This window comes from Bradyrhizobium sp. NAS96.2 (assembly GCF_001908235.1).
Lineage (GTDB): Bacteria > Pseudomonadota > Alphaproteobacteria > Rhizobiales > Xanthobacteraceae > Bradyrhizobium.
The window spans coordinates 1-15,576 of sequence record NZ_LGHK01000160.1; the positions used below are offsets into that span (position 1 = coordinate 1).

11 protein-coding genes, 1 tRNA gene and 6 pseudogenes are annotated in these 15,576 nt (G+C 62.5%); 3 read left to right on the forward strand and 15 right to left on the reverse strand.

Annotation, left to right across the window (positions count from 1 at the left end):
* Positions 1 to 803: 803 nt before the first annotated feature.
* Positions 804 to 1,040: pseudogene (locus AC628_RS29890) on the reverse strand (cation:dicarboxylate symporter family transporter); the annotation flags it as partial.
* Here AC628_RS29890 and AC628_RS46210 point away from each other — a divergent pair.
* Together AC628_RS46210 and AC628_RS29900 are read left to right on the forward strand one after the other, a co-directional pair.
* Complete coding sequence (locus AC628_RS46210; RefSeq protein WP_502689790.1) at positions 946 to 1,161, forward strand: SDR family oxidoreductase; 216 nt, start codon at positions 946 to 948, stop codon at positions 1,159 to 1,161. The pseudogene AC628_RS29890 and the gene AC628_RS46210 sit on opposite strands and share 95 nt — an antisense overlap.
* Entirely contained in the window at positions 1,161 to 1,736 is a 576-nt protein-coding gene (locus AC628_RS29900) for a GGDEF domain-containing protein (protein ID WP_074130357.1), read from the forward strand. The genes AC628_RS46210 and AC628_RS29900 overlap by 1 nt, the downstream gene beginning before the upstream one ends.
* 38 nt (positions 1,737 to 1,774) lie before the next feature.
* On the opposite strand, the gene AC628_RS44325 is transcribed toward AC628_RS29900, so the two are convergent.
* From AC628_RS44325 to AC628_RS29965, 14 genes and pseudogenes are all read right to left on the reverse strand, one after another.
* Complete coding sequence (locus AC628_RS44325; RefSeq protein ID WP_168193474.1) at positions 1,775 to 1,924, reverse strand: hypothetical protein; 150 nt, start codon at positions 1,922 to 1,924, stop codon at positions 1,775 to 1,777.
* An 11-nt stretch (positions 1,925 to 1,935) separates the two neighbouring features.
* Positions 1,936 to 2,920 (reverse strand): annotated as a pseudogene (locus AC628_RS42255) (IS630 family transposase).
* Between the two features lie 1,049 nt (positions 2,921 to 3,969).
* On the reverse strand, positions 3,970 to 4,836 hold the full coding sequence (locus AC628_RS29915; protein WP_074130359.1) for a phosphodiesterase: 867 nt from the start codon (positions 4,834 to 4,836) through the stop codon (positions 3,970 to 3,972).
* A gap of 4 nt (positions 4,837 to 4,840) precedes the next feature.
* Positions 4,841 to 5,917 carry an ABC transporter ATP-binding protein gene (locus tag AC628_RS29920; protein WP_074130361.1) on the reverse strand — a complete coding sequence of 359 codons (1,077 nt, stop codon included), beginning with the start codon at positions 5,915 to 5,917 and terminating at the stop codon, positions 4,841 to 4,843.
* Entirely contained in the window at positions 5,914 to 6,705 is a 792-nt protein-coding gene (locus tag AC628_RS29925) for an ABC transporter permease (protein ID WP_074130362.1), read from the reverse strand. The genes AC628_RS29920 and AC628_RS29925 overlap by 4 nt, the downstream gene beginning before the upstream one ends.
* A 1-nt stretch (position 6,706) precedes the next feature.
* A complete protein-coding gene (locus tag AC628_RS29930; protein WP_074130364.1) occupies positions 6,707 to 7,519 on the reverse strand; it encodes an ABC transporter permease subunit in 813 nt (270 codons plus the stop codon).
* A 65-nt stretch (positions 7,520 to 7,584) separates the two neighbouring features.
* On the reverse strand, positions 7,585 to 8,598 hold the full coding sequence (locus AC628_RS29935; RefSeq protein WP_074130365.1) for an extracellular solute-binding protein: 1,014 nt from the start codon (positions 8,596 to 8,598) through the stop codon (positions 7,585 to 7,587).
* Positions 8,595 to 9,686 carry a substrate-binding domain-containing protein gene (locus tag AC628_RS29940; protein ID WP_245321392.1) on the reverse strand — a complete coding sequence of 364 codons (1,092 nt, stop codon included), beginning with the start codon at positions 9,684 to 9,686 and terminating at the stop codon, positions 8,595 to 8,597. Before AC628_RS29940 ends, AC628_RS29935 begins: the two co-directional genes overlap by 4 nt.
* A 488-nt stretch (positions 9,687 to 10,174) precedes the next feature.
* Positions 10,175 to 10,604, reverse strand: a pseudogene (locus AC628_RS29945) (CopG family transcriptional regulator).
* A 6-nt stretch (positions 10,605 to 10,610) separates the two neighbouring features.
* Positions 10,611 to 10,889: pseudogene (locus AC628_RS46025) on the reverse strand (conjugal transfer protein TraG); the annotation flags it as partial.
* A gap of 36 nt (positions 10,890 to 10,925) precedes the next feature.
* Positions 10,926 to 11,420 (reverse strand): annotated as a pseudogene (locus AC628_RS29950) (TenA family protein); the annotation flags it as partial.
* Between the two features lie 373 nt (positions 11,421 to 11,793).
* A tRNA-His gene (locus AC628_RS29955) sits at positions 11,794 to 11,870 on the reverse strand.
* A 187-nt stretch (positions 11,871 to 12,057) separates the two neighbouring features.
* Entirely contained in the window at positions 12,058 to 12,495 is a 438-nt protein-coding gene (locus AC628_RS29960; RefSeq protein ID WP_074130367.1) for a phasin, read from the reverse strand.
* A 257-nt stretch (positions 12,496 to 12,752) separates the two neighbouring features.
* Complete coding sequence (locus tag AC628_RS29965; RefSeq protein WP_074130369.1) at positions 12,753 to 13,151, reverse strand: phasin family protein; 399 nt, start codon at positions 13,149 to 13,151, stop codon at positions 12,753 to 12,755.
* Between the two features lie 370 nt (positions 13,152 to 13,521).
* Between AC628_RS29965 and AC628_RS29970 the strand changes: the two are divergent.
* A pseudogene (locus AC628_RS29970) lies at positions 13,522 to 15,576 on the forward strand (hypothetical protein); the annotation flags it as partial.

Genomic DNA, 15,576 nt, shown 5'->3' on the forward strand with positions numbered 1-15,576 from the left:
CAACTCTACTGTGGAAGGCCTGCACAAGAAGCACGGACCGCTCGCGCTGATCGGCTCGCGCAATGCAGCATTGGGCTGATCGGATCGACCACTGGATAGATCCTAAGAAAGTAAAGCCGATCAAGGGAGGCACGCGGGCTTGAGTCACAGCCATTTGCGGTCAACGACACGGAATAAGGCCGCGCGGATGACCTGGTCGCCGAACCTGCCCTCACTGCAACAAGCGGAAGGACTAGATGCCACGTCTGCCCCGCGGCTTGCGAAGTATGTTCCAAAAGTCGGAAGGATTATCTGGCCTAGTCCGGAACTCTCGACATAGTCCAACTATTCAACTTCTCGACGCATGACGTTTCGATCATCGGGTTGTACCGCGCGATCAACCGTCAACAAGCGAGCGACGATCATCTTCACCGATGCGCAGAGAACGCGCCATTGTGTTGCGCGAGCCAAGGATTGCCAACACCGCCACAGTCCAAGCAGACCGGCAATCGCCAGCGACGCTTCGTGCCGCGCAGTACGGGACGATCCGGTAGAGGTGTTAATGCGAGCTTCGTCGACGATCGATGATCGCGAATAGTATCATTTATTTCTGGGACTTCCCGCGCGGCGATCTTGCGAGATGATCTTCTGTCATGGCGCATCTGACGCACCAGTCCGCCCGACTGTTCGTCATACGATCGCAGGGAATGCGACTATGCCGTTTGAATTTTGAGGGCGACCTATTCATGGGATGTACAGATCCCTTTGGTTGCGCATCATGACGGCCCCCGATGGCTATCTGAGAGCCGTCATAGAAACTTTGATCACGCGGTAACATCGACGAGATCATGGCTTTCGTTGAGCACCTTGGCAGCCTGGGTTTTGTCAAAATCACCTTCCCAAGCTGCGACAACAACAGTTGCAATACAATTGCCGACGAGGTTGCCGACGGCGCGGGCCATGCCGATGAACCAGTCCACGGAAAGAACGAGCACAAGACCAATCGCCGGAATCGATGGGACTGCATTCAGCGTCGCGGCAAGAATCACAATCGCGGAGCCGCACGAAGTCGCGAACGCCGTGGTATTTCTCGCCAGCCCCGCTGCGAGCATAGTTACGGGCGCTGTCCTAACCGCGGACGGGGTGCGATCGCGTGAAAGCTCGGCGAACGCGCCATCATAATGAACCAATTGAAGGTCTTGGCAGAGACGGATGGCCTTACATCACTCCTGAACCGACGCGCACTGGATCGCATCGTCGAACGCCTTGGTGAGGAGAACACGCCCGAAGATGATCACATTGCTCTGATTCTCATGGACATCGATCACTTCAAGTCGATCAACGATAACTACGGTCACCCCGCCGGCGATCGCGTTCTGGCTCAAGCCGCAGAGCTACTGCGAGGGTCCGTGCGCACAACCGACATTGTCGCGCGCTTCGGTGGCGAAGAATTTGCTGTCCTGCTGCCAGCGGGCGACCTTTCGGTTGCAATATCTGTAGCCCGGAAGGTTAGAATAGCACTGCAGGAGCACTCGTTCGTGACGCCAGCCGGCGAGGCTCTGAAGGTGACCGCGAGTTTCGGCGTGGCGCGCGGACGCCGCGGGCCCGAGGAATGGCACCGGTTGCTAGCACAAGCCGACGCTGCCCTGTATCAGGCGAAGGCGGACGGCCGCAATCGCGTGCGCTTCGGGTTGCATTCGCTGGGACATATCACGTCAGCGACTGAGCTTGAGGCAATACCAACCGCGGCCGCTTGAGCGCGGAGATTACTGATCGCGCTCTACGAAACCAAGCATCATGGAGAGTCTTTCTTGAGACACACCAGCGGCGCGCGGTTGGCAAGTTGTTCGAGCGCGTAAGCGCGCCTGCGATATTGACAAAACTGCGGGTCAATAGGATTGGCGTGTGTCTTCACGCTCGCGGTCGGCGGGTTGACGATCAGCATGCTAGAGCGCTTCACGTTTTGATAGAAGCGTATCCAGCGTTTTCGAAGTAGTTGCTGCATTCGTTGGGCTGGCTGGTTGTGATGAGGCCGCCGATATGGCGGCAAATGTCGTCGATCGTGCGCTTCTGGGCGGAGCGCATCCAGTGCTTGATCTTTGCGAAGGTCTGTTCGATCGGATTGAGATCGGGGGAGTATGGCGGCAGGTACCAGAGCCTGGCGGCGGCGGCTTTAATCAAGCTGCGCAGGGTAACCGACTTGTGGCTGCCGAGATTGTCCATGATGGCGATGGCCCGGCTGAAGCTGGGGAACGAGAACCTGCTGGACATAGGCGCGGAAGCATTCGCCGTTGATTGGGCCGTCGAACAGGCAAGGTGCGGTGAGGCGGTCGCAGCGCAAGGCGCCAAGGAATGTCAGCGTCCGCCAATGACCATGTGGCGTGAAGCTCCGCACCCGCTCGCCTTTTGGCCCCCATCCGCGCAGTGGGGCCATGTTGGTCTTAATCCAGGTCTCGTCGATAAAGACCAGGCGTTGGGGATCGAAGGTTGGCCTGCCATGAACGCCAGCGCTGGCGTCTACGCGCGATGTCTGAACGCGCTCGCTCGAGGGCGAGCAGCGTTTTTTGAACCGTAGCCCTTCGCGTCGCAGAAACAGCCAAACCGCATTGGGGGAGACCTTGACCCCGCGCGCGGCAAGTTCGTCCTTTAGACCGTGAAGCGTCAAATGCGGCGTCTGACTGATCAGTTCCTTGATGAAGGCGCGATGCGGCTCAAGGACAGGCTTCCGATGGCCGCCCATCTTGCCGGGTGCGACCGAGCCGGTCGCTCGATAACGCTGCGACCACTTCACAACCGACGACACCGCAACCCCAAACCGCAGCGCTACCGAGCGGCAGCTCTCGCCCTTTGCGACAGCGGCAACCGCACGCTTACGCAGATCATTGGAAATCGGTCGGACCATCGGATGCTGGCCTCCAGCCCAGCCAGCATCTTGAATCATATTCGCGCAATATCGGGAATCCCTCCCGATTCAATATATCCGTGAACCGCTCTAGCTTCCGCGTTCTTCTGGTGGTGCGACGCATCGGTTGTTGGCGAGATCGCTTCGCGCCTCGCCCGCCACCGTGACGATCTAGTCCATCGGCGGAAGCTGCATGACTTTGCCAGGCGTGAGCAGCGGTCTCGACTGGTCTTTCAGCGGTCAGGATCTGTAAAGTCTGTCCTCGGACTCTAATCTTCGAATATATCGAGTAGCGAGCGATAGGCGATGTCAGAGGCTCTTTGGGGACTCCGATGAGCCATCGGCCCCAGTGCAATGGCCATTTGGGAAATCGCATCGACAACGTCGCGCCCAATCGGACCGTGAACGACGATGGCGGGCAATGTTCCTACTCTAAGCCCACCTCTGTTTCCCCGCGTTGCGATATTGAGCTCAACGTGGATGCAAATGGCGCACACTCGATACTGCTTCTTCCCGGCCTCGACGGGACAGTGCTTCGGCTATAGGCAGCGCAAGACCTGAGTTGCGAAAGTGTCTCAAGCTGGCCCTCGCGGCCGTTGCCCCCGAGGTGTTGAGTGCGCGGACACGGGCTGCGCTGAGGGTCGATCTCTTGAAATCGGGCAGAACTATTCGACAGCCAGTTCCCTATCTGCGAGCAAAGTCCGATCGGTTGGTTCCGAAGTCGGCGGTACGGCATCTATTCGGTGTCCCCCTCCCATCGAGGTGGTCAAGGAGGCGTCAAGCCGGCGCGATCGAGCGGCGCAGTCAGGTCCAACACGGTTCGGTGCGGGCCGGGCTTGATAGCGCGGCGGCGGTGGCCAGCATTTCTATGGTCCTCGTCTGGAAGGACATGAATGGAGGCAAGCCTGACCGCAACCGACCGATCCGCTGCGCGACTTCAAAGCTGTGCGGCCCGACCTGTTGCTCACACCGCGCTGAGAAGCGCAGCAAAAGCTAGGACTCAGGTCGCCGTGGATGAAAACTCAGGGTCCGGAAATATCGTTTGCAGCGAACGAGCCATCAGGCCGCGTGGTCATTGCTCATGGGGGCTATGCGCCAAGGGCATCCGAACCTGATGCAAGCAAAGACGAATCCCGCTTTCGCCCGGGATAATCCGGCGGCAGAACGAACGGAAAAGGCCCCGGCGCCATGTCCACCTTCGCCGTATGGGTGACGACCCTGCCCGCGTCGACCTGATGCAACAGGAACTCGGGCGATTCCAGCACGAAACAGGATGGTCCGCCGGGCCGTAGGTCGAGGGCCACCTGATGGCCGACCGAGGGTGCAATCTGGCACAGGGTGCCGCCGAATAGCTGCTGTATCGAGCGATGGACATGCCCGCACAGGATACGTTTGACCTGGCCATTGGCGGTGACGATCCGCTGCAACTCCTCGGCTCCCTCGAAGAGCCGCGCCGCATCCATATGCGCGATACCAGTGTCGAAGGGCGGGTGATGCAGCATGACGAAGGTGGGCGCACCGGGAAACGCCGTCAGCGTTTCCTCCAGAAAACCAACCGTTTCGGCGTCGAGCGCGCCGTAACTCTCCCCCGGCACGAGGCTGTCGAGACCGACGATCTGCACTGGGCCGCACCAGACGGCAAAATTGAGCGGCCCGCTCTGCGGAAGGTAGCGCCCTGCCGCGAAGGCTTCGCGGAAGGACTCCCGCCGGTCGTGATTGCCCGGCACTGCATAGGCTGGAAATGGCAGGCGCGACAGGAGGTCGGCGACGATGGCGTATTCCTCCTCCAGCCCGCAATCCGTCAGGTCACCCGTCACCAGCACGCAATCGGGCCGCGGATTGAGCCGCAGGAGCGCGTGGATCGCATGTTCGGCAAATAGATTAGTCTCCGACACGCCATAGGCGAGTTGACCCTTCGGACGGATATGCAGGTCGGATATCTGTGCGATCAGCATCGGATCAGGCCCTCGCCTTGAACTCGAGAATGGCGGCAGGATCGATATCGAAGGGGATGATCTGGCCAGGGGTGAAGGAAAGGCTGGACGGCAGGTCGAGTTGCAGCCGGCATTCGGGGGTGACCTCGGCGACAAGCCGCTGTGTCGCACCAAAGAAGGTCGCAGCGGCGATGCGAGCCACGACTGCCCCGCTTGCAGACGTCAGGCGTACCGCCTCCGGGCGGAAGCACAGCGTGGTCGGCCGGTCTGGGCCACCGACATTTAGCCGTACCATCGTTTCGCCCGCGCGGATGGTCAGCACGCCGTTTTCCACGCGCCCGGCGATCCGGTTCATGGTGCCGACGAAATCGGCAACGAAATCGTTCGCCGGCCGATGATAGATTTCCTGCGGCATGTCGATCTGCGCAATCCGCCCCTTTTGCATCACCGCGATGCGGTCGCCGATGGCCATGGCCTCCGCCTGGTCGTGGGTGACATAGACAGCGGTGATGCCGAATTCGCGCAGCAGGAGGCCGATTTCGACGCGCAGCCGCTCCCGCAGCACGGCATCGAGCGCGGCCAGCGGCTCGTCGAGTAGCAGCACGCGCGGCTTGATCGCCAGCGCGCGGGCCAGCGCGGTGCGCTGGCGCTGGCCGCCTGAGACTGCGGAAATGCGCCGGTCGGCGTATTCTTCCAGACCCACCAGGGCCAGAAGGCGGCGCGTCTCGGCCTCGCGTTTGGTGCGCTCGACCTTGCGGATCTTCAGGCCATAGGCGACGTTTTCGGCCACGGTCATGTTAGGGAACAGCGCGTAGGACTGGAACACCATCCCAACATTGCGCTTCTCGATCGGAACGCCACTGACGTCCTCGCCGTCGAAGCGGATCATGTCGTGACCGTCAGGCCTCTCCAGCCCCGCGATCAGACGCAGCAGCGTGGTTTTGCCGCAGCCGGACGGCCCGAGCAGGACAAGGATCTGGCCAGCCGGGATTTCGAGGTCGGTGGGTTGCAGCACCGTCATTCCGTTGAAGGTCTTGCTAAGGCGACGCGTCGTGATGGACGAGCCGCTGCGGACTGCGTTGACTGGAGCTTGAGCGTTCATGATTTTGTCCGTCTTTCGGTGAGGCCGGCGATCAGTTGCACGCCGATCAGCAGCGGGATGACCATGATCAGGAAGACGATGGTGTAGGCCGAGGCGATTTCCAGCCGCATCGAGGCGTAGGCGTCGGCCAGCCCGACAGGCAGGGTCTTGGTCATCGGCGTGTGCATCATCCAGGTGAGGTTGAATTCGCCGATCGAGAGCGTCACGACGGTGAGCGCACCGGCGACGATGCCCGGACGGACGTTGGGGAGGATGACGTCGACGAAGCGCCGCCAGGCCGGAGAACCGAGGCTAGCCGCGCCTTCGTCCAGGGTGCGCCAGTCGATCGTATCGAGCACGGCGATGACCGAGCGCATCATGAAGGGCAAGGTGAAGAGGACATGGCCGATGACGACGAACAGCGTCGATTTCCGGAATGTCCCGAAGCCGCCGTAGCTGAGGATCAGCGCCAGTGCGAGTGCGAGGCCCGGCACCGCGACGGGAAGCGTCACGATTTCCTCGACCGCACGAGCGAAACGGCCTCCCTTGCGCGCCAGTGCATAGGCCCCGGGAACGCCGATCAGCAGCGTCAGCGCTAGCGTGAGCAAAGCGACCACAAGACTGCGCCAGACCGTATCGGCATAGAGATCCCAGACCTGCCGGACCCATTCGAAGGTGAATCCGGCCGAGATGCCGCGTGCGTAATTTACGGTCAGGCCCGCATAGACGGAAAGAAGGATCGGAACGACGAGAAACAAGGTGAGCAAAGCCGTGATGGCGATGCCAGCGATAGTGGTCCATTGGCGCATCTCAGGCCCCCTTCGTGTCGCGCATGGCGCGGCTGCGGGCAATGGCGAGCGCTGCCCAGGTGACCAGCCCGAGCGCGATGGAGATTGCGGCGGCCATGCTGGCATTGGTGGCGAGCGTGAACTCGGTGTAGATCAGCATCGGCGTCACATCGATGGCGGTGGCGAGCGTAAAGGCGGTACCGAAGGCGCCCATCGCCGTGGCGAAGCACAACGCGCCGCCGGTATACATTGCCGGGAACAGCGCCGGCAGAACCACGTCACGTTGGATGGCGAGGGGGCTGGCCCCGAGCGAGCGCGCGGCCTCGACCAACGAGGGATCGAGCTTCTCCGCCGCCGCGAGGATCGTCAGCAGAACGCGGGGCACCGAGAAGTAGAGATAGCCGAGGAACAGTCCGAACAGCGAGTAGGCGAAGACAACATTCGCACCAAAAAGACTCTTCGACACGCTACCGACCAGACCGAGACGGCCGCCGAACAGGATGATCATGAAACCGACCACGACGCCGGGAAAAGCGAGCGGAAAGGTCAGCATCGAGAGCAGCAATCCGCGTCCGGAGAATTTTCGGTTGGCCAGCGTCTGGGCGGCGACGGTCGCAACCGTCAACGTCGCCACAGTGGTGGCGATGGCGAGGATGAGGGTCACGATCAGGCTGTTGCGAAAGCGCGCCTCGGTCAAAATGACGAAGAAGCCTGCAAGCCCCTGCGGTCCACTGCCCGCCTCGACGGTCAGCCGGGCGAGCGGCAGGATCAGAAAGGCCAGCGTGAAGATCGCCAGCGGCAGAATCAGAAATAAATCGAAGCGTCTGCTGTCCAAGGGAACCTCCGGGCACGGATGAGGGGTGCGCCGGGAAGACGAAAGCCTTCCCGGCGCTTGGGCGATCAGCGCACTTCCGACAGATAACGCTGTGAGAAGGCGGCCTGCGCTGCCTGAGCCTTACCCCAGTCGACATCCTTGGCGCGCTGATACTCGCTTGCCGGCAGAAACTTGTCGGCGATGTCCTTCGGCATTTCGACCGGAAGGACGGGCCGGAGGTAAGCCGTGGTCCAGAAAAGCTGGCCCTTGTCGGACAGCAGATAGTCGAGAACCTTCTTTGCGGTGTCCGTGTGCGGCGCGTTCTTCACGAGCGTCATGACATAAGGGAAGGTGACGGAGCCCTCGCAAGGCAGGACAAACACGAATTTGCCGGGCTCGGTGTATTTGGCCCGATAGGCATTGAAATCGTAATCCATCAGGATTGGAATCTCGCCCGATACGGTGCGCGCATAAGAGGTCTGCTTGGTGACGATCGCGCCATTGCCGGCAAGGTCCTTCAGATATTTGACCGCCGGGGTGAAGTCGTCGAACGAGCCGCCAAGGGCGGTGTTGATGGCAACCGCCGACGCGTAGCCGACCGCCGCCGAGGTCGGATCGAGATAGCCGACGAGGCCCTTGTATTCAGATTTCTTCAAGTCGGCCCAGCAAGCCGGTACCGGCGTGTTGCCGAGCGCGTCGACATTGACGAAGAGACCGATCGTGCCCTGATGCACAGCCCACCAGCGACTGTTGGAATCCTTGAGACCTGCGGGGATTTCGTTGAACCGCTCGGGCTTCCACGCCTCCACCAGATCCTGTGCGGCGGCGGAGATCCCGGCATTGACGCCGAGATATGCGATGTCGGCGACTGGGCTTGCTTTCTCCGCGATGATCTGGGCGATGGCCTGGCCCGAATTCTTGTTGTCGCCGGGAATGTTGATATTGAGATCGGACTTGATGTTCTTCAACATCTGGCCCCAGTTCGCCCATTCGGGCGGGCAGTTGTAGCAGATGGCGGCCTCGGCCTGCGCGTGGACCGGGGCGAGGGCGAAGATGCCGACAGCGGCCGCAAGGCCAAGGAAGAGAACGCTTGTTTTCATGATCGAACCTTTCTGTTGCTGGAGGGAATCGGCGGAAATGAAGGTTCGCCCCGCCGAGGCGGCGCGATCGTCTCCCCCGGAAGGGCGATGACATCCGGGCGCAGCCGTTGCGGGGCCTTATGTCCGGCAGCGATGTCGAGCAGCAGCGAGGCCGCGAGCGCTCCCATCACCTGGGAGGGCTGCTGGATTGTGTGAAGCCTGGGCGAGATCAGGCGGGCGAAGTCGATCCCGTCGAAGCCGGTGACTGAAACGTCCTCCGGAACGCTCAGGCCGGCGCGTCGCAGGCCCGCAATCACTGTAAACGCCAGCAGATCGTTTGACGCCATGATCGCCGTCGGCCGGTACTGGACGAGAACCTCGGTGAGCTCGATATCCTTGGTGGCGTCGATGAAATCGACCTCGATCGCCGGCGCGGCAGTCAGCCGGGCTGCCGCCATGGCATCACGATAACCTTCGTACCGGTGCGCCGAGCGGTCGGACGAGATGAACTTCCCGGCGAGGAAGACGATGCGGCGATGGCCGATTGCGATCAGGTCCTCGGTCATGCTGCGAAGGGCGCCGCGATTGTCGACCGTGACCGCCGCGACGTCCTCCGGCGTGTCTTCGTTGTAGACGGTCACCGCTGGCAGCCCGGAATTGCGGACCCGCTGGAGCGCCAGGCTGGTCGCCGGATCGCAAACCGTCATGATCATGCCGACGGGGCGTTCGGCGATCAGCGTCGTGACGATGTCCTCTTCCTGCGTAGGATCGTAGTTGGACTGGCCGAGGATCGTGAACATCCCGGCGGTCCTTGCGCGTTGCTCGATCCCGGCAACTGCGGCGGCGAAAACCGGATTGGTCAGGGAGGGAACCAGGATGCTGATGACGGGACGAGTCTGCGGGAAAGCGCGAGCGAGCGGAAAACCGACTTCCAAGGCGGCTTTGACCACGCGCCTGCGCATCTTCTCGCCGACGGGTCCATTGCCGGTGACGACCCGGCTCACGGTCGCGATCGAGCAACCGGCCTGGGCCGCGACATCCCGTATCGTGATTTCCGTTGACGCCACCGCCTTGCCCCGATTGGCCGTCCCCGTCTCGGGGCTGCTCATTTCGGGGCGTTGGGTAGCAAGCGATCTTTATAGCTGAATGACGTTGTTTCAGTCGTTTTCAGTGCCGCCTCAAGGCGGAGGGACCGCTACCGCTGCGACGGCCAATACGGCGTGGTCGTAAGCAGCGACAACGCCTTGAATGCTCTTACGTATCTGCACGTTAGAAAGACGGTCCTGCAGTTTCTGGCCTGCGATTATCAGGAAATAGACTGACGTATGCAGCCCGAGGTCGGCGGTCCCAAGCCCTGTATCCGAGCAGAGATGACCGGCGATCCAAGCATTGATCGTTCGAAACAAATACGAGAGACAATATCCAGCGACAAAAGGGAGAAAAACGCGCGCAATTCGACGCCATGCTGTTGAAGTTTGCATGCTGGCCCTTTTTCGAGCCGATAGCGCGTCCAGCCTTTTGTCAGTTCGGCTAAATTGCTGCGGTCGCTGGCTGGCGTAGGAAAAGAAAGGTCCGGCGCGATAGCTTGTCCTGTGACTCAGTCAGCTTCGCCGACGGGCTCCTGACGGCGGATATCTTCTGGAATCTCGCGCAGAAAGCTCTGCCCCTTTTGCAATCGGCGCCCGAGCGCTTCGACGAATTCTTCAAAGCGCTCCCTGCCCTTCAACTGCGGCGGCCGCTTGCGCGTCGTTGGGCAATGGCGGCGTGATCGTCAGCCAGAAGCGAGTGAAGAGGGCCAAGGTCTCGGCCGTCAAACCAACGTCCCGCTCCAGTCTTTGCATCTGGCGCGACAGCCGATCGAGGCGCCGAGTGAACGCCGCCTCCCGCCTGTCCGATCCGTCCGGTGACAGAAATGAAGCGACTGCCGCTTCCACGATCGCAGACCGCGAAAGCTTCTTGCGATCGGCCAGATCCGATATCTGCTTCAGAAGCTCCGTCGGGAAATAGACAATCATCCGGTCGCGCATATTGCCTCAGAGCTCCATACCGTCATTCGGATCCATGGCGACCTGACGAGCGACGCCACGCATCTGCTGACGAAGAAGTCGGGACTGGCGAACCGCGTCCTCATCGTCATCAAGAACGACGGCAAATTCCTCTGCCGGCGTCGGCTCGGTTGTCTCCTTAGCGATCGCGACGTGATCGGGAAGTTCGGGCTCGCGACGGAGACCACTGTTCGCCGTGTCTTCCTCTCCTTGCCTCCTGTCGGTCGGAAGGGACGCCGACCTCAGCGTTGCAAGTGTCGACCATCCATGAAGCAAAACTTGGTTGATACGACGAGGGCGGTTGGCTATCCAAACGCGATAGGGGTTCGTCGCAGCGTCCGCATCGGGTCGCGAGGCGAGCCGCGTTCCGATCTCCGCGTACCCGATCACGCAGGGGGCAAGCGCCACCTTGAGTGCCAGCAGATCGCCGCGCATTCCTGCGTCGAGCACGTAGCGTGTATAGGCCAGCATCTCGGCCGCCGGAGGGGTTTGTTCAAGGTCGCTCAGGGATAGACCCCAACCGGCACAGAGCTTCAAGTGCAGGTTCATCTCGACATCAAGGATGGCCGAAAGGCCGGCCGCTGCTTCACGCATGTCGGCAAGTTTGGGCGACTTGTAGACTGAGAGCGCGTAGGCGCGGGCAAACTCGATGAGGAACAGGTAGTCCTGAACGAGGTAGTGACGAAACGCCGCTTCGGGGAGCGAGCCGTCTGCCAATCCGTTCGTGAAGGGATGCTCGGTGTAGGCCCGCCACTCAGCAGATGCTTCTGTCTTTAGACGCTCGAAGAAACCAACGATCTTTTTCGCCTGGCTTGCTTTTCCATGAACCGTCTTGGCTCGCTACCGATTGCGCCTTGCGAACCGGGTGAACGCTGACCTTGAGAGGCAGCCGCGATCAGTCGGTACGACGGCGTAGGGAATTGGCTCGCCGTCGGTCGCCGGGACCGTTGGGACTGGCTTGCGTTCCCACGCTATCACACCGCGAATCGCGCAAGGACTCGGGAGCAATTTCATCCGGTAGATTGATGTCGCAAAGAGGACTCGAACCTGTGGCCCGTCACTACGAATGACTGCTTTTAGAACCAGACTGCGTTTCCGTCGCCGTGGTAGCTACATGGTAGCTAACGGTCGTTGGCTCCGCGCTTAGACTGGAATAAGTTATTGATTTCGCTGGTACAGTTGGGTGGGCTCGAACCACCGACCTCCTGTTCCACAGACAGGCGCTCTAACCAACTGAGCTACAACTGCATCCTGACGCACGGCCCCGCGTAAAGGGGGCGGCGATTTCGGGCGGAAACTAGGTGCAACGCCCGCCTTTGGCAAGCGCTTAACGCGCCGATTTCCGGTCTTATCTCGGGCCGCTTGACGGCCCCCGTCAGCAAAAAGGCCCGGACCGTCAAGGCCCGGGCCTTTCGCTATGTCAAGCAGATCGCGATCAGGCAGCCGGCTGCTGATAGAACTTCGAGGCGCTGGCCTTGATCGGCTCGGCGGTTTCGCTGGCGACCTTCTGGCCGAGCTCGGCCAGTTCCTTGGCCTGCGCGGTGTAGGTTTCGAACTGCTTGCGGGCGTGCGAGGTCCAGAGCTCGACCGCTTCGGTCGGCGACTTCACGCTGAACAGCTCCTGGGCGAAGTCGAGCGACGAGGTGGTGTTCGCCTTGAAGAACTCGATCAGCTTGGCCGAATAGGCGGTGGCGCCCTTGTTCATCGAGGTGAAGACGGCCTCGACGGTCGAGTTGTGGGTCTCGGCAGCATCCTTGAACTTGGCGTAGCTGTCGCGGGCCTGCAGCACGCCCTTCTCGGCGAACGCGCGGACCTGCTCGGGAACTTCGAACGGGATGATCGAGGCGGAAAACGGATCGGACGGGTTGGTCATACGTGTAATCCTTCGCAACGGGTGAGTAGATGTGACCATTGCGGACGTCCCGGAGCCAGCAGGCCGGGAGCGCTGAAATGGATCACGCTGCCTTGATTCACGGGAGTGCCCTTCGTCGGGCCCGCCTAATAAACACCCATATCATGTCAATTTTGTGCAACGCAACGTAAGATCGCGCGCAACGCATATTTTTATGTGACGGAATATGGTCTTACCGCGCCCGGGCCGGCCACAGCCGGCCCGGATCGGCGGCCCCGTCAGCTCTTCGGCTTGACCGCATCCATCGCGGCGCGGCTGACGGCCTGGCCCATCTCGCTGGCCTGCTCGGCGAGCGCGCGCATCTGCCCTTGCACATATTCGCTTTGCAGCCGCATCACCTCGGTGAGGTCCTTGGCCTTGAGCAGCGACTGCGCGTAGTCGAGCGACGACTGCACGTTCTTTTCGGCATAGGACAGCGCCTTGGTGGACAGGTCCTTGGCACCGGCGCGCATCGTGGCGTTGCGCTCCTCGATCTTGCCGGCGGTGTCGCGCGCGTTGGTCACGAACTGCTCGAATGCCTTGCGCGCCTGATCGAAGCTCGCCTCCGCCATCGACCGCATATCCTTGGGGATCTCGAACTTGGGGATCTCGAAATGGTCACGCCCGTTGTCGCTCATGGTCGCTCTCCCTCGCTTGGTGATCGGCCCGCCGGTTGGCCCTGCGGGCCCAAGGTGGAATACAGGGTAGACTACAAGGTAGAATAGGCGGCACGATATAGCGCGGCACTGCAATCGCAGGTGTGACGCGGCGCCGCCCTGGTTCCGCAACACCTGTCGCAGCCGCCTCTGCCGGACAACGCCAATCGGCTGTGGATCGTTCAGCCCAGTTAACGTTATCCCGCCTTTGGCGGGGGCGGTTTCGCTGCGGACATGGACCTGCCGCTCCCCGCTTGCGATACTAACCTTCTGTTAAGGCTGTCGTCCTGCGGCTGCCGGCGCTTCGGCAATGCGAGGAAAAAGCCAAACCTATGCGGTCAAGTCTTGCGTGATGAGTGACGCGGAATTCCAGATCCAGGCGCTCGGCGATGTGAGGCTGGCGGACCATGCGACGGGCGCCCTGCCGGCATGGCTGTGGTCGGCCGACGGCGCACGGATTCTCTGGGCCAATCCGGTCGGCGCGCTGGTATTCGGTGCCGCCAATGGCGCCGAGCTGGCGAAGCGCGCCTTCGGTCCGGCCGATCCGCATCGCCGCCAGGTCGCGCGGCTCGGTTACAACCTCGCCGCCAACGGCGCGGTGCGGCTGGAGCGGCTGCGCGGCTTCGGCGCGGCGCCCGGCATGCTCGCGACCTGCGGCTGTGCGCGCATCGAGCTACCAGACGGCAGCCACGGCATCCTGATGACCTCGCTGAATGCCAGCGGCCGCTGCATGCCGCTCGCCGAGCGCTTGCAACGACTGGTGCAAGGATTGGGGCGTCCGGCCGCCGCCTTCAACGGCGACGGACTTCTGATCGCAGCCAATGAGGCGGCGCGTTCGCTGCCCGGCCTGCACGATCTCACCGAAGCCGGGCTCGATGCCGCGCGCGGCGAAGCGCTGGCGCAAGGCCGCGCGGCGGCGAGCGTTGCAGTCGGCCGCGTCGTGCTGCAGCGGATCGGCCGCGGCGCCGATCGTGCGCTGATTGCATTGATCAAGCCCGCCCTGCATTTCGCCGCCAGACCCGCAGCGCCGATCGTGCCGGAGCCGATTGCGCCGAAGACGGCTGTCCCGGAAGCACCGGCAGGCACAGCAGCGCCGCAAGAGGCCGCAGCCGTGGAGCCGCCGCCGGCACCTGCCGCGGTCGAGCAACCAACGGCGCAGGAAGAACCCCCCCCGCCGGTCAGCGACGTGCCGGCCACCTTCACGCTGTTCGATGCGTTGGATCTGCAGCCGGAAGAGCAGGTCGCGATCGAGCCGGTCGTCAGCACGATCGCATCCGAGCCTGCGGACGATGCTCCATCTCCGGCGCCGGAGGAGACGCACGCAGAGACCGCGCCCATCGAGACTGCCGCATTCGACACCAGGCCCGACGAAACCGCCGCGGTCGAGGAGCCGATATCGGAAGCGCTGATCGAGGTGCCCGCTGAGGCAGAGCTCGAAGCGCCTGCGCCCCTTGCTCCACCTCCCGCGTCGGAAGAACGCGCGCACGAAGCGCCAGCCCCGGTCGAGACCACGCCTCTCGATACCACGCCTGACGAAACCGCCGCCGTTGAGGAGCCGCTATCGGAAGCGCTGATCGAGGCGCCCGCTGAGGCAGAGGTCGAAGCGCCTGCGCACCTTGCTCCACCTCTCGCGTCGGCAGAACGCGGGCAGGAAGCGCCAGCCCCGGTCGAGACCACGCCTCTCGACACCACGCCTGACGAAACCGCCGCGGTTGAGGAGCCAATATCGGAAGCGCTGATCGATGTCCCCGTTGAGGCGGAGGTCGAAGCGCCTGCACCTGTGCCCACGCCCGGTCCCGAAGAGACCGCACACGCGCCCGCTTCGGAAACATCGGCGCCACCCGCCGATCCCGTACCCTCGCCCTATGCGATTGCGCATGCGCCTGCTCCGCCGACCACCGCCGAACCGGAGCCCGCTTCGCTGGCGCCGGTGCCGCCGCCATCCTGGCTCGACGAACCGTTGCCAGTGCGGCGGCATCCGCTGCGCTTCATGTGGCAGATGGACCACCAGGCCCGCTTCTCGCTCGGCTCCGACGAATTCACCCGCCTGATCGGCCTGCACACTGCGGCCGGCTTCGGCCGGCTGTGGAGCGACATCGCCGAGAGCTTCGGCCTCGATCCCGAAGGCCGCGTAATGCAGGCGTTCGCCAGCCACGATACCTGGAGCGGCATCACGCTGAACTGGCCGGTCGACGGCGGCGGCCGGCTGCCGGTCGAATTGTCCGGGCTGCCGGTGTTCGACCGAAACCGGAATTTCGCCGGCTATCGCGGCTTTGGTGTGTGTCGCGACCTCGACGGCCTTGCGCGACTCGCCGCTTTGCGCCGCTATGAGTTCTTCAGCGGCTCGATCGCGCCGCGATCGCTGTCGGCCGGCGTTGCGCCTGCGCCCCGCATCGATGCGCCGCCC